The sequence below is a fragment of the Nocardia callitridis genome (genome assembly GCF_039543305.1).
Lineage (GTDB): Bacteria > Actinomycetota > Actinomycetes > Mycobacteriales > Mycobacteriaceae > Nocardia > Nocardia callitridis.
In genome coordinates this window covers 438,003-451,023 of the sequence record NZ_BAABJM010000002.1, presented here as the reverse complement: position 1 = coordinate 451,023, position 13,021 = coordinate 438,003, and the positions used below count along the sequence as shown (strand labels likewise).

The following is a 13,021-nucleotide window of genomic DNA, read 5'->3' as shown; positions in this document are numbered from 1 at the left end:
CAAGACTGTTCACGAATCACGAACGGTCTATGCTTGTGGGGTGGTTACCCTCGACATCGCACCCCTGCGCAGCTTCGTCGCCGTCGCCGCCTTCTCCGGCGTCCGCCAAGCCGGACTGGCGCTGCACCTGTCGCGTTCGGCGGTCACCGGCCACATTCGCAAACTCGAACGCGAACTCGGTTGCCGCCTGGTCGAACCACAGGGCCGGGGGATCGCCCTCACCAGCGACGGCGAAGAGCTCGCCGAGCGCGCCCGCGAAATCCTGCGACAACACGACGACGCTGTCCGCGCGCTCGCCACCCCCGAAGCCGACGATCTACTCGTCGCCGCGACCGAACATGCCGCCGAATTCCTGATACCGGTGGTGGTCGGCCTGATCGAGCACCGTTTCCCGCACCGCCGAATCCAGTTGCGCCTGACCAGAAGCGCGAAGGTGCGCGCACTCGTCGACGACGAGCGCGCCGACATCGCACTCATGCTGACCGGCCCGACACCGCGCAGCGTCCGCGTCGCCACCATCCCCTCGCAATGGTTCGGCACACCGGGCACACCCCCCGACCACCTGGTCCTGTTCACCGAACCGTGCGCGGTGCGCCTGCAAGCACTCACGACCCTCGGCAACCGCCCCTACCGAATCATCAAACAGTGCCACGACCTGACCACTCTGCTCAGCGCGGCCCGCAACGGAACGGGCATCGTCCCCCTCCCACGCATCGGCCCCGCCCCCGATGGTCTACGCCCGGTGCCCGACATGCCCGCGCTCCCCGACCTGACCCTGCACGCCGCCACCAGCCCCCGCGTGGACCCCGTCACCCGCACAGCCATCGTCGACGCCCTGCGTGAACGACTGACCGAGAAAACGCCGGCACTCACCACCACCTGACCCACCCTCTCCTCGGCCCGAGAAGAGGGTGGGGAGGGCCGAACACCCACCGCGAAGGCCGGCCGCCCACGTCGGTGACAGCCGTCCTCGCTGCCACCGAACAGATTCCCAAGACACCGACAATCACGCAGGGCCAACGCGGCCGGATGCGCCACCCTCATCGCGCTATCCGCGTCAGCGCCGTATCGCGCGCTACCCAACCACGATTCGCCGATACCAGCGCAGGTCGCAACGCCCCACGCCCGCGCAGTCGCAGAGGGATCGTGGACAAAGGCGCAGCCGGATCGTTCGTGCTCGCCCGGTCAGCGGCTGCGATTCGCCAATGCGGTGAAGGCCAGCTTCGGTGCCCAGGTTTTGGCGGCGCCGTCGATGCTGTCGAACACTTTCACCAGGCCGCCGCTGGCAAGGTCGAGATCGAGGGCGGGGTCGTCGCGGTGGACGAGGTCGGGGCGGGAGAAGCAGTACCAGAAGGCGGTGTCGATCCCGGCTTCGTCCAGGATGTCCAGCATTTCGAGCAGGTGGGCGGCCTGCGCCTGTTCATCGCGCGCGTAAGTTCCGTTCAGCCGCAGCGGGGTAGCGGTGTCGGTGTCCCAGTGCACGACATCGACACCGCGATCTGCTTTGTCGGCCGCACCGCGGTAGGTAACGCAACCGAATTCGGTGACAGCCACCGGCTTTTCGAGCTTCGCACCCTCGGCGACATAGGTGCGCATCAGTTCTGGGTAACTGTCGATCAGTGCGGCCGAACGATATCCGGCATCCGTGGCGAGCAGGTCGAACGGTTCCCAGTCCACCTGCTCGAAGGGCAGGCAACAGTAGGTGAGCCTGCCGCGGAAGCGCTCGCGCGCGATCGCGGAGGCGCGGCCGAGGAATTCGTTGAACACGATCGGTAGGTCGGCCATCGCCGCTCGACCCTCGGGAGTGACCAGAGCGGCGGCGCGCTGCTCGAAGTCGGCACCGGGGAGGAAGCCGTCCACGAACAGGCTCAGTTCGGAGCCGACGGCGAGCACCACGTTCGCGCCACCCGTTCGCAGGCGCTCGGCGAATTCCGCGAGGTCGGCGACGAGTTCGAGCAGGTGTTCCTGGGTGACACCGTTGACGAACGGGCAGAGCCACACCTCGAGACCGACATCGGCGGCCAGCGTCGCCGCTTGCTTCAGCCGGTCCACGTATCCGCCCGTGATCCGCACCGCGTCGCAGTGCAGATCGCGGCGGATGGCTCGCATATCGCGCAGCACGGCGTCCGGGTCGAACGGTTCGTGCGTGCTGTTGCCGCGATGGACAAATCCGGTGTCGTAGCACACGCCGAGTGCGCGCATCGGTACCTCCTCAACCAATAAGGCACGGTACGTACCTTATTGATAAAGCGTAGCGAGGCATAGGAAGTCTTCGCAAGGTACGGTGAGTACCGTTATGAGCGAACCCGAGCGTGTCACCCGCCGTCGCGGCGCCGTCCTCGAGCAGGCCATTCTGCGCGCCGCCGTGGACGAACTGCTCGAATCCGGCTATCCCGGCATGACCATGGACGCCGTCGCCGCTCGCGCCCGCACGAACAAGAACGCCATCTACCGCCGCTGGCCCAACCGGACAGCCCTCGGGGTCGCCGCCTACGCCCAGCTCACCGCGACCACCCTCGACCTTCCCGACACCGACGACCTGCGCACGGACGCACTGGAGTTATTGCGGCGCGCCAACTCTCACCTCGCCTCACCACTCGGCGAGATCCTGCGCAGCCTGCTCGCCGAACTCGCCGACGACCCAACACTGCTCACCCGGCTGCGTGAACAAGCACCGGACGCAGGAGCGCAGCCGTGGCTCACCATCCTCGACCGAGCCATCACACGCGGGCAGGCTCCCGCGGCCGCACGCCGACCCCGCGTCGCCGCGGTCCCAATAGACCTGCTGCGCAATGAATTCGTCACCCGCGGTGTGTCCACCGTGCCCGACGACGTCCTGGTAGAGATCATCGACACGGTGTACCTGCCGCTCATTCGCGGCCACCAGGCCTGACAGCTGTTCCAGCACAACCGATTCCGATCACGAGGGACCCTGCGCGCCGCAGACTCCGTGATCCCGATCCCGATCCCGAACAACGGATCAACGGGTGCTGCTCGGTCGCGCCGCCGCGCTTTTTGTTCGGCGAGCATCCAGATCGCGAGTCGACCTGGATGGGAACCGATCGGCTCCCGTCGCGCGTCTAGCTATGTATAGGCGGCGAATTGGTCTCCGCCACTCGGGGATACCTGCATCATCTCACCGCGCCCGAGCCCGCAGCCCGGAATGATCTACCGTCCCCCGTGGGGATTATCGTGTCTCCGCCAGTGGGGCCGGTTTGCGCTTGCCGCCGGGGACGGCGACTTCGGCAGGTCAGTCGAGTTCGAGGACGGCTTTACCGTGCAGGCGAGCTTCGAGCAACGCGCTGCTGGCTTCGTCGTAGCGGGTCCACGAACCGCGCCAGCTGATGCCGGGGTCGAGGCTTCCGAGGGCGACCTGGGTGGCGAGCCAGGTGAGGTCGGCGGAGAAATCGGTGGTGGGGTCGCCGAACAGGAAGAAGGTGCGGATGGCTCGGTCGTGGCGACCGTCGGTGGGTGTGAACGCCTCGGCCGGAAAAACCGCCTCGGCTTCCGCTGACCTCCCGACGCTGATCAGTACACCCTCGGCCTGCACGGCGGCGAAGGCGTCGACCATCTGCCGGCCGCCGACATTGTCGAGCACCCCGTACACCGGCCGGTCCACGCTCGCGGGGTCGGTGCGGACCTCGTGTGCGCCCAGTGAACGGAGTTCGTCTGCGTGCGCGGGGTTTCGGCTGATCGCGACGACCTCGGCTCCTGCGCGTGCGGCCAACTGCACGGCGTACCGGCCGACGCCACCGGAGGCTCCAGTGATCAGCACTCGTTTGCCGAGTACCTGCCCCATGCGTCGCAGCACATGCAGTGCGGTCAATGCGGCGACCGGAATGGTGCTCACCGCGCCGAGGTCGGCGCCGTCGGGCACGATCCCGAGTCGAGCGGTCCGAACAGCACGCAGTTCGGCCCACCCTTGTTCGCCGACGGTGACGACCTTGGCACCCACCGCCGGGCCGGTTCCGTCCGCGGCGGCTCGCACCACTTCGCCCACCGCGTCCCAGCCGACGACCGTGCCAGCGGGGACCTGTGGGTCGGTCGCCCCCTTGACCTCGCCGTAGTTCAGCGATACCGCGCTCACCCGCACCAGGGACTCACCGGGATTCGGTACCGGGTCGGGAACCTCGGCCAGCGCGAGGTGGGCGGGGGCGGTGTGGTCGACAACTAGGGCGCGCACAGTCGAAACTCCTTCAATCAGACGTCGAAGCGAAAACTGCCACACTGTGGCATTTGCTCCATTGAAGCATATGCATCGGTGGCGCGAAAACGCTACTCTGGGCGCATGACCACCGTCGACCAACCCGGCACGCTGCGCGAACGCAAAAAACTGCGCACCCGTGCGGCCCTGGCCGATACCGCCGTCATCCTCTTCAGCGAACGCGGATTCGACAACACCCCCCTCGACGCACTCCTCGAAGTCGTCGAGGTATCGCGGCGGACGTTCTTCCGCAACTACCGCTCCAAAGAGGACGTCGCCCTCACCGCCGTCACCCACCTCTGGAACGAATTCCTCGTCGTCTTCGACGAATCCGAGCAGTCCGGACCACTCACCGAACTCTTCCGCGACACCATGCTCACCACCCTCGACCGCATGGATGACAGCTGGTACCAACGCTTTCCCCGCACCCTCGAACTGGTCGACCAATCACCCGCCCTCAACGGCCACACCCTGCGCCACTGTGCCCAGATGCGGTCCGAGATCACGCGGCGACTCACCGCCCCCGACAGCCTCGAACTACGACTCGTCCTCGAATTCTGTGTCGCCACCTGGCGGTGCGCCCTGGAAGAATGGCACGCCCCCCACACACCGGAGGATCTCCGCGAGGCGACCCGCCGCGCCTTCGCCGCAATGGACACCAGCCTGCGCCTACGGGTCTAGCGCGCCGCCTTCTCCACCGGGTCGGGCCCGAGCGCCACGGTGGCGAGCACACCCACCAGCGCCGCGACCGCCGTGTAAACACCCACCGCGAGCACACTTCCCGTGGCATCGCGGGCATCTCCGCCATGCCATGGGCAGACGCCTACACCGCCACCAAAGGCGCCGTCGTCGCACTCACCCGCAGCTGGGCCACCGACTACAGCCGCTACGGCATCCGCGTGAACTGTGTCTGCCCCGGCGCCACCGACACAGGCATGATGGCCGGCATCCTCGACGAATTCGATGAGCACCACCGCATGGCCACCCCGCAACAACGCTTCGCCACCCGCGCCGAGATCGCCGCCGTCATCGCCTTCGCCGTCTCACCCTCGGCCACCTATCTGTCGGGCGCGATCATTCCCGTCGACGGGGGAGCGACCGCGAACACCGCGGGGCTGCCGTTCCCCGCGCGTCGCCCACGCGCAAACCCGTAGCGGGACGCCCGCGGGTCCCGGGCCCTGCGATGCGCTTGCCGAGTTTGTGGTGACCTCGGCATGCGACACTGGTCACACAGACCTCGCAGCCGCATCGCCCACCGTGCACGTCACCCGTCTGCTGGCAGCCGTACCACCGGTCAACACACAGACGGGGGACCGGCCCGCACCGGGTGGGGACATTCGGGCGACCAGATGGTCCGTTATCGAACTGTAGCCTGGCGTCGGAGATACCCCGACGACCAAGGCAAGGAGCTCGACACCGTGGAGGATGTACTACGGCCCCTGATCGTTCTCGGCGGAACCCTCGCGGTGACCGTCTTGATCGGGCTGCTGATCGACCGCCTCCTGCGCTACAGCTCCGACACCCACCCGAAAACCCGACTGCCCGGCCTGCTGCGCCGAGTCCAACTGCCCTTGCAGGTGCTACTCGCCTCCGCCGCCCTGCACAACACCTTTCCGTTGGCACAATTGCACTTCGCGCAACAAGAAGTGGTCAGGAATGTGCTCGCGGCCGTCGCCATCATGTCCGCGGCATGGGTCGCGGTCCGTGTCGTCGACGCGACCGCCGAAAACACCCTGCACAAATACGCCGACCGCACAGCCGACACCGCCAAGGTGCGCCAACTCAACACTCAGTTGGCACTCGTGCGCCGCATCGTGACCGTGCTGCTCGCACTGAGCACCGCCGCGGTGGCGATCCTGCTGCTGTTCCCCAACCTGCGCGTCCTCGGCACCTCACTGCTCGCCTCGGCCGGTGTCATCGGCGTTATCGCCGGCGTCGCCGCCCAGTCGACCCTGGGCAACCTCATGGCGGGCCTGCAAATCGCGTTCGGCGATTCGGTGAAGATCGGCGACACCGTCGTGGTCGAAGACGAATGGGGCACGGTCGAGGAAATCACCCTGACCTTCCTGACCGTGCGCATCTGGGACGATCGCCGCCTGACCATGCCGGTGTCCTACTTCAACAGCAAGCCCTACGAGAACTGGTCCAAAGGCGGCTCCCAAATCACCGGAACCGTCTACCTCCACCTCGACCACAGCACCCCCGTTCAGGAACTCCGCGAGCACCTCCGCGACTATCTCCAGCGACGCAAAGACTGGGACCACCGCAACTGGAACCTCCTCGTCACCGACAGCACACCCACCAGCATCATCGTCCGCGCCTCGATGTCGGCCCGAAACCCCGACGACGTCTGGACCCTGCGATGCGCTGTCCGCGAAGAACTCCTCACCTGGCTCGGCCGCACCCACCCCTACGCACTACCGAAGGTCGCCACCGCTACCGCACCGACCCTCGAGCATCGAACACCGGCGATGGCTGGATCGGTCAACGGCTACCGGAACGCCTCGGACTGAGCACCGAGCACACGGTCGAGATCAAGCGAATCCCTGTGCGCGACAGACTCGAAGCTGACGTTTGGTGTGGACACCAGCAGGCAAAACGTCACAGTGACGAAATAGGGAAGGATCCCGCCAAGGCACTAGGGGAGGTGGACCAGGGGGTGGTGAGATCGATCGGCCGAAACGACTGATCGCCAAAGTTTCATCCGCGCCAACGATTTCATGCAGAACTATGCATAAAACTCACCAGCCGACATTGCCTGAAAACCTTTTGTCGTACCCAAACTTCGCACGCAGAATGTCAGGCCGCCGAGGGGAAGGAACTGCAGCCGGATGGGTTTGCAGAGACCCGACAAGACAGTCGGCGAGCAAACACAAAACACCCGCTCCGCGCGCCCGGTTTACTACGCCGATAATTGACATTATGTAAAGTAAACGGGTCGACGCCTACCCTCACCCGCGCACGCACGCACGCGTCGCCGCCGTACCCCTGTCTCGGCAACGTCACGCCCGCCAGAGTCAGAGCCGCCACGCTAGCGTGCATTGACTGCATCGAACTCCCTTCGCGGACTCGATGATCGATCGCCCTCGTAAACCTTCCTCGATCCGAATCGCGTCTCCGGCCCGCCTGCGGGTCCGCCGCGCCGACGCAGCACCCCACCGGCGCCCTGTCTGCGTCCGAGGGCACGGCGGCCTGAACATGACACGTCCATATCACCCGTCCGTGCCGAGAGATCCAGGCGAGATGCCTTCAGTGAGTTACGTTTTCGGACTGCCGGTCAAATCGATCCTGCGCATCGACGACAGTTTCTATGTGCCGAATGGTCCACCCGTACAGTGCGAGCATCGGTTCGTAAAGTGTCGTGCCCAGCGGGGTTAGTCGATAGGTGACCGCGACGGGTCCGCTCGTTGCCACGAGGCGTTCGACCATCCCGTTACGTTCGAGTCCGCGCAGCGTGCTGGTCAACACCTTCTGGGATACCCCATCGACGCGGCGGCGCAGTTCGTTGAAACGGCTGGGCCCCTCGTCCAGTACGCAGATCACCAGCACGGTCCACTTGTCCGCGATCTGATCGAGCAGCAGTCGCGCAGGGCAATCGCGGTGTAATGCCGACATGGATACGGGAGGCGGCTCGGTGGTCACCTCCGGGATACCTGGTAACGTCATAGTGTCTATTTAACATCAAGTATCCAATAGATACCATGACTGCATGCCTTCTACGAGTCCCATCCCCTACACCAGCGCAGTGCACTGGCCCGTTGGGCGCCAGATATTCACGTCGGTCAGCGATGGCTACTACCAAACCGACCTCACGGTCTTCCCCAGCTTCGATCACTCGGAAGCCGGCGGTCTGCAGCGCGCCGCATACCGGACGACCGAACCCCGGATCTCGCACAACATGTATGTGGTGCGCGGTCCCGACCACGCCCCCGTACTGATCGACGCGGGTATGGGAGACGGCTGGGGCTCGACCATGGGTCACCTGCCATGGGCGCTGTCCTCGATCGGCGTCGGTGCCGAGGAGGTGGGGACGGTGTTGCTGACCCATCTCCACCTCGATCACTGCGCCGGTCTGATCGATCGAGACGGTGCGGCGCGATTTCCGAACGCGGAGGTGGTCGTTCACGCCGCCGAGGTCGATTACTGGCTCGACGGTGCTGCCGAGGTACCGTCCGACGACGACCCGCCGTGGGCACCTGCGGTGACCCGCCGCGGCGCCGCCGCTGCGCTGGCGCCCTACCGAAACCGCCTGCGGACCTTCGACCATGAGCAAGATATCGCGCCTGGCATCACCGCTGTCCCGCTGACCGGGCACACTCCAGGGCATAGCGGCTACCGGGTCGGTGCAGGAGTCGACGCGATCCTCGTCGTCGGCGACATCGTGCACGTTCCCGCGGTACAGGGCCCCCGCCCCGACGCCAGCGTGGTCTTCGATGTCGACCCCGACGCCGCTGTGCACGCGCGCAGGCGATTGTTCGCTGCGGCCGACCGCGCCGGATTCCGGATTGCGGGCGCCCACACCGAGTTTCCCGGGGTCACCCTCGTCCGGCGGGTGGGTGAGGGCTACCGACTTGTCCCCGATCTATGGGTCGGAGCTCTCGGCACATGACAACTGGTTGAATCGCGAAGCAGGGCAACCCATCCCCCGCGACGCGGTCCGAAGACAAACCTCTCGACGGAAGACACGACCATGCAGCGAATTCACCTGTCCACGTGGCCGACCCCGATGGAACCAGCGCCTCGACTCGCGGTGGCCATCGGCCTGCGACCAGACGATCTATGGATCAAGCGAGATGACCTGACCGGCCTCGGCGCCGGCGGCAACAAGGTTCGAAAGCTCGAATGGACCGTCGGCGCGGCGCTCGCCGAAGGCGCCGACGTGCTGGTCACCACTGGCGCACCACAGTCCAATCACGCACGACTGACCGCCGCCGCTGCCGCGCGTGCGGGGCTGCGTTCAGTTCTCGTCTTCCCCGGACCGCCGCCTACCGAATCGCGCGGCAACCTGCTGCTCGATACGCTGCTCGGCACCGAGATCCGCTGGGCCGACACTGCCGAACTCGGTGATTGCGACATGGCTACCGCTCTCGCTACCATCGCCCGCCAGACCGCCGAGGACCTCCGAGTCAACGGCCACCGTCCGGCGGTCATCCCGTTCGGCGGATCCAGCGGCGTCGGCGCCCAGGGATATCGGGTAGCCGCCGACGAGATCAAGACGCAAACATCCGATGTCGACCACGTCGTATGCGCGGTCGGCTCGGGAGGCACGATGGCCGGACTTGTCGCCGGGCTGGGACCGGAGCGCGTGCGCGGCATCGACACCGGTGCGATCTCGGACCCGCACGCTCGCGTCGCGCAAATCCTCACCGAGATGGACTCCCCCGCCGATCCCGCGAGTCTCGATATCGACCAGGACCAGATCGGGCGGGGCTATCCGACGTTGACCTCCCCGGCCGCGCAAGCCCTCACTCTCGCCGCCCGAATCGAAGGTCTCATCCTCGATCCCACCTATACCGGCCGCGCACTCGCTGGGCTTATCGCGCAGGTCGCGCGCGGGGCAGTGCAACCCGGTGACAGAACCGTCTTCCTCGCCAGCGGCGGGCTCCCAGGGCTTTTCGGACATCCCGAATCCCACACCCTCAGCTGAACGTGCGACAGACCGTTTAGCCAATGGCGTGTTTCGACGCGGACGGCGCACCTGCGGGCCGACCGAGCTGGCTGCCTGGACCGTTCGGCCATGGGGGGTGTTTCGACGTTGGCGACACATCTGCGGGCCGACCCCACGCTCAGTACCCGGGACCGTTCGACCAACGGAGTGTCGACATGGACAGCACACCTTGCGGCCGATCACGCTTGGTGCCCGTACCGTTCCGGCCAAGGGAGTGCTTCAGCGGGGACAGCACACCTGCGGGCCGAGCGCGAATGGTCCCCAGGACCGTTTCGACGTCGAGTCGGTTCGGGCCGACGATGTTCGACATCGGTTCGGGGCCTTATTCGAGCTTGATCACGGCGATCATGTGCGGGAGAGCGTCGTCGAATCCGCCGGCCAAGGGTGGTCCGATGTGGGCGGCAGGTCTACGGCATCGTGCGGTTTCGTTTCGCGGAACGGGCCGAGCAGAGCATTGCCGGAGACGGCGTGTCTGGGTCTGCGGCAGTGGGGTTCACCGAGCAGGACGCTTCGCAGATGTGGTCGGGGTGGCCGTGGCTGCTTGTCGGCTCCTCAGCGTTGCCAACAACAACGCGACCCCCGCCGTGGTGGCGCCGAGGAAGCACACGCCTGGCCAGTGTCCGTGGGCCCACACGGTGGGAGTTACCGCCGAGCCGATTGCTCCCGCCGCGAAGAAGAGGGTCATGAACACGGCGTTGATGCGGCCCCGTGCGTCCGGCCGTAGTTCGTAGCTGGCGCTCTGTGCGGCATTGAGCATGGCGGTCTGTCCGAGATTGATCAGCACCATGCCGACGACGAGCCAGCTCAGCTGTCCGGAACCGGCGGGGATCATCACGGTCCATGCCACCAGTTCCAGTGCGACACCGGCGATGAGGACCGTGCGGATATGACCACGGTCGACGATGCGCGCGGCGAAGGTCATCGAGGCGAGGCCGATGACACCGACGAGCCCGAACATCCCGATCCGGCCGGGACCCCAGTGGTAGGGCGCCTCCGAAAGCAGCATCGTCAGTGCGCTGAGCTGCACCGAATATCCTGCCATCGTCGCCGCGGCGACCGCGACCGGACGGCGCAAGGCGGGCAGATCTCGCAACAGCAGCGCGGTCGAGCGCAGGTAGTGCGGTAACGACGGTTGCGGGAGGTCGCTCGGCTCTGTGCGTGGCAGCATGCGCACTACGAGAACCGCCATGATCGCCAGCGCGGCGGCGGTGAACCAATAGACCGTGCGCCATCCCAGTGTGTCGGCCAGCGCGCCCGAGGCGGCCCGCCCGAGCAACCCACCGAGCAGCACCCCGGACATCACCACGGAGATGTTGCGCGCCCGGTGATCCGGGGCGCTGAGCTCCGCCGCGAACGGGACGAGTACCTGCGCGCCCACCGCCGTCGCCGCGGCGAGTCCGGTCGCGATCAAGAGCACCGCCCCGGATGGGGCGCAGCCCGCGACCAGCAAGGACAACGATGTCGCGGCCAGGAGTGCTGCCGCGAGCCCGCGCCGTGAGACGCGGTCGCCGAGCGGTACGAGCAGTGCGAGTCCGATCGCGTAGCCGACCTGGCCGGCGGTCACGGTGAGTCCGGCTGCGGTGGCACTCATATGCAGTGCGTCGCGTAGGACGGCCAGTAGCGGCTGCGCGAAATACATTCCGGCGGCGGACAGTCCGGACGCGATGGTCATCAGGAGCAGGATCGGGCGGGTCACTGTGGGTGCGCTGTGGGGCAGCGCGACTTGGGGTGAAGAGGCATCAAGCATGTACTGATCATGCGACTAGCAGCATGTATGAGTACAACTCATTGTCTTCATGTATTTGATCGCGATATACGATGCTTGAATGGAGTTGCAGCAGCTGCGTTATGTGGTCGCGATCGCCGAGACCGGAAGCTTCACGCGCGCCGCGCAGCGCTGTCATGTGGTGCAGTCCGCGCTGAGCCATCAGGTCGCTCAGCTCGAAAAGCGCTTGGGCATCGCGCTATTCGTGCGCAACAACCGGCACGTGCGGCTCACCGCCGCCGGTGCGGCGTTTCTGCCCGCCGCGCGCGACACGTTGGCTGCCGCCGCGCGTGCCGAGGACGAGGTCGCCGCGGTCACCGGGTTGCTGCGCGGATCGGTGGCCCTCGGCATGATTGCGACGGTGACGGCGGTCGATGTGATCGGCGTGATCGCGAACTTCCGGGTCGAGCATCCGGGGATCGCGGTGTCGGTCAGCACCGATCTCAGCGAAACGCTCGTGGAGCAGGTGCGTACCCATCGGCTCGATGTCGCCATGATCGCGGCGCCGGACAGCTACCGCGTCACCGATGCCGTCGAGTGTGCGCGCTTGGCGGCCGATCAACTGTGCCTGGTGGTCGCCGACAGCCACGAATTCGCCGCACGTCGCGATCGGATTCTGACGCTGGCCGATATTCGTGACCAGCCCTTCGTCGACTTCCCCACCAGCAGTCAGGCGCGTGCGGAGACCGACGAGGCGTTCGCGGTGGCGGATGTGCGGCGCGAGGTGGTGTTCGAGGTCGATCACATCCACACCCTGGTCCGGTTCGTGCGCGCGGGCGTCGCGGTGTCGGTAATCCCGCCCGGCATCGCCGAGCCGTCGGACGGGCTGTGCGAGATTGCCCTGGCCGACCCGCCGACACGCTCGCAATACCTGGTTTGGGGTAAGCATGCGAGTCCGGCTGCGCGCGCTCTTGTCGCGGCGCTGCGACCGCGCTGACCGGGTTTGCCACGAAATGTGTTGCGGCGGCGAGGTTGCCAGGCGTTGCCTTGGTCGAGAAGCTTCGCGTCGGTGAAATCAGCACGCGGCGAGCGGTTCTCGTATTCATACGATCTGGTCGGACTTCTCGGAATACTGAAATTGTTGGCGGGCAGCAGGTTTGAATAACCGCACTTCAGGAAAATTGGAGAACAAATTTTAGAACACTGGATCCCGCTGTCTATTAGCGGAATTCGGATCGAGCGAAATTCGCATAGTTATTCGGAAGCCGATTTATCGTCATTGTCCGGAATGTGGTGATGTAAAACAACTATTGTCCATCGCATACGCACCCACACCGCCGCGAGAAAGCAAACAGTCCGCCGGATCGAATCCGACGGACCGCTCTGCTGGGTTTCCCCAAATATGCAGGGCTACCTGCTACTCAGCGGAGAAGCTCGACAGGCC

12 protein-coding genes are annotated in these 13,021 nt (G+C 66.0%); 8 read left to right on the top strand and 4 right to left on the bottom strand.

What is annotated here, in order from left to right; all coding sequences use genetic code 11:
* Positions 1–40: 40 nt before the first annotated feature.
* Positions 41–883, top strand: a complete 843-nt coding sequence (locus tag ABEA50_RS10825) for a LysR family transcriptional regulator (RefSeq protein WP_345495131.1) — start codon at positions 41–43, stop codon at positions 881–883.
* Positions 884–1,185: 302 nt separating this feature from the next.
* On the opposite strand, the gene ABEA50_RS10820 is transcribed toward ABEA50_RS10825, so the two are convergent.
* On the bottom strand, positions 1,186–2,202 hold the full coding sequence (locus ABEA50_RS10820; RefSeq protein ID WP_345495130.1) for a hypothetical protein: 1,017 nt from the start codon (positions 2,200–2,202) through the stop codon (positions 1,186–1,188).
* 94 nt (positions 2,203–2,296) lie between these two features.
* On the opposite strand from ABEA50_RS10820, the gene ABEA50_RS10815 reads away from it, so the two are divergent.
* Positions 2,297–2,893 (top strand): TetR-like C-terminal domain-containing protein, encoded by a 597-nt coding sequence (locus tag ABEA50_RS10815; RefSeq protein WP_345495129.1) that lies wholly within the window; start codon positions 2,297–2,299, stop codon positions 2,891–2,893.
* 357 nt (positions 2,894–3,250) lie between these two features.
* Here ABEA50_RS10815 and ABEA50_RS10810 read toward each other — a convergent pair whose 3' ends face one another.
* The gene (locus tag ABEA50_RS10810) at positions 3,251–4,183 is read right to left on the bottom strand and encodes a zinc-binding dehydrogenase (RefSeq protein ID WP_345495128.1); all 933 of its coding nucleotides are present in this window, start codon (positions 4,181–4,183) and stop codon (positions 3,251–3,253) included.
* 105 nt (positions 4,184–4,288) lie between these two features.
* On the opposite strand from ABEA50_RS10810, the gene ABEA50_RS10805 reads away from it, so the two are divergent.
* The 3 genes from ABEA50_RS10805 (at position 4,289) to ABEA50_RS10795 (ending at position 6,717) form a co-directional block, all read left to right on the top strand.
* On the top strand, positions 4,289–4,885 hold the full coding sequence (locus ABEA50_RS10805) for a TetR family transcriptional regulator (RefSeq protein WP_345495127.1): 597 nt from the start codon (positions 4,289–4,291) through the stop codon (positions 4,883–4,885).
* A gap of 107 nt (positions 4,886–4,992) precedes the next feature.
* Positions 4,993–5,358, top strand: a complete 366-nt coding sequence (locus ABEA50_RS10800; RefSeq protein ID WP_345496514.1) for an SDR family NAD(P)-dependent oxidoreductase — start codon at positions 4,993–4,995, stop codon at positions 5,356–5,358.
* A gap of 264 nt (positions 5,359–5,622) precedes the next feature.
* A complete protein-coding gene (locus ABEA50_RS10795; protein WP_345495126.1) occupies positions 5,623–6,717 on the top strand; it encodes a mechanosensitive ion channel family protein in 1,095 nt (364 codons plus the stop codon).
* A gap of 736 nt (positions 6,718–7,453) precedes the next feature.
* On the opposite strand, the gene ABEA50_RS10790 is transcribed toward ABEA50_RS10795, so the two are convergent.
* Positions 7,454–7,846: a winged helix-turn-helix transcriptional regulator gene (locus ABEA50_RS10790; protein ID WP_345495125.1), complete on the bottom strand. Its 393-nt coding sequence runs from the start codon at positions 7,844–7,846 to the stop codon at positions 7,454–7,456.
* A gap of 67 nt (positions 7,847–7,913) precedes the next feature.
* Between ABEA50_RS10790 and ABEA50_RS10785 the strand changes: the two genes are divergently transcribed.
* Positions 7,914–8,813: an MBL fold metallo-hydrolase gene (locus tag ABEA50_RS10785; RefSeq protein WP_345495124.1), complete on the top strand. Its 900-nt coding sequence runs from the start codon at positions 7,914–7,916 to the stop codon at positions 8,811–8,813.
* An 81-nt stretch (positions 8,814–8,894) separates the two neighbouring features.
* Positions 8,895–9,851 (top strand): pyridoxal-phosphate dependent enzyme, encoded by a 957-nt coding sequence (locus ABEA50_RS10780; RefSeq protein ID WP_345495123.1) that lies wholly within the window; start codon positions 8,895–8,897, stop codon positions 9,849–9,851.
* Positions 9,852–10,365: 514 nt separating this feature from the next.
* On the opposite strand, the gene ABEA50_RS10775 is transcribed toward ABEA50_RS10780, so the two are convergent.
* A complete protein-coding gene (locus tag ABEA50_RS10775; RefSeq protein ID WP_345495122.1) occupies positions 10,366–11,544 on the bottom strand; it encodes an MFS transporter in 1,179 nt (392 codons plus the stop codon).
* 154 nt (positions 11,545–11,698) lie between these two features.
* Between ABEA50_RS10775 and ABEA50_RS10770 the strand changes: the two genes are divergently transcribed.
* On the top strand, positions 11,699–12,574 hold the full coding sequence (locus tag ABEA50_RS10770) for a LysR family transcriptional regulator (RefSeq protein ID WP_345495121.1): 876 nt from the start codon (positions 11,699–11,701) through the stop codon (positions 12,572–12,574).
* Positions 12,575–13,021 lie beyond the last annotated feature (447 nt).

Coding starts and splice junctions, on each gene's coding strand:
- ABEA50_RS10785 (WP_345495124.1), top strand. CDS start 7,914: ATGCCTTCTACGAGTCCCATCCCCTACACCAGCGCAGTGCACTGGCCC.
- ABEA50_RS10775 (WP_345495122.1), bottom strand. CDS start 11,544: ATGACCATCGCGTCCGGACTGTCCGCCGCCGGAATGTATTTCGCGCAG.
- ABEA50_RS10770 (WP_345495121.1), top strand. CDS start 11,699: ATGGAGTTGCAGCAGCTGCGTTATGTGGTCGCGATCGCCGAGACCGGA.
- ABEA50_RS10805 (WP_345495127.1), top strand. CDS start 4,289: ATGACCACCGTCGACCAACCCGGCACGCTGCGCGAACGCAAAAAACTG.
- ABEA50_RS10780 (WP_345495123.1), top strand. CDS start 8,895: ATGCAGCGAATTCACCTGTCCACGTGGCCGACCCCGATGGAACCAGCG.
- ABEA50_RS10820 (WP_345495130.1), bottom strand. CDS start 2,202: ATGCGCGCACTCGGCGTGTGCTACGACACCGGATTTGTCCATCGCGGC.
- ABEA50_RS10815 (WP_345495129.1), top strand. CDS start 2,297: ATGAGCGAACCCGAGCGTGTCACCCGCCGTCGCGGCGCCGTCCTCGAG.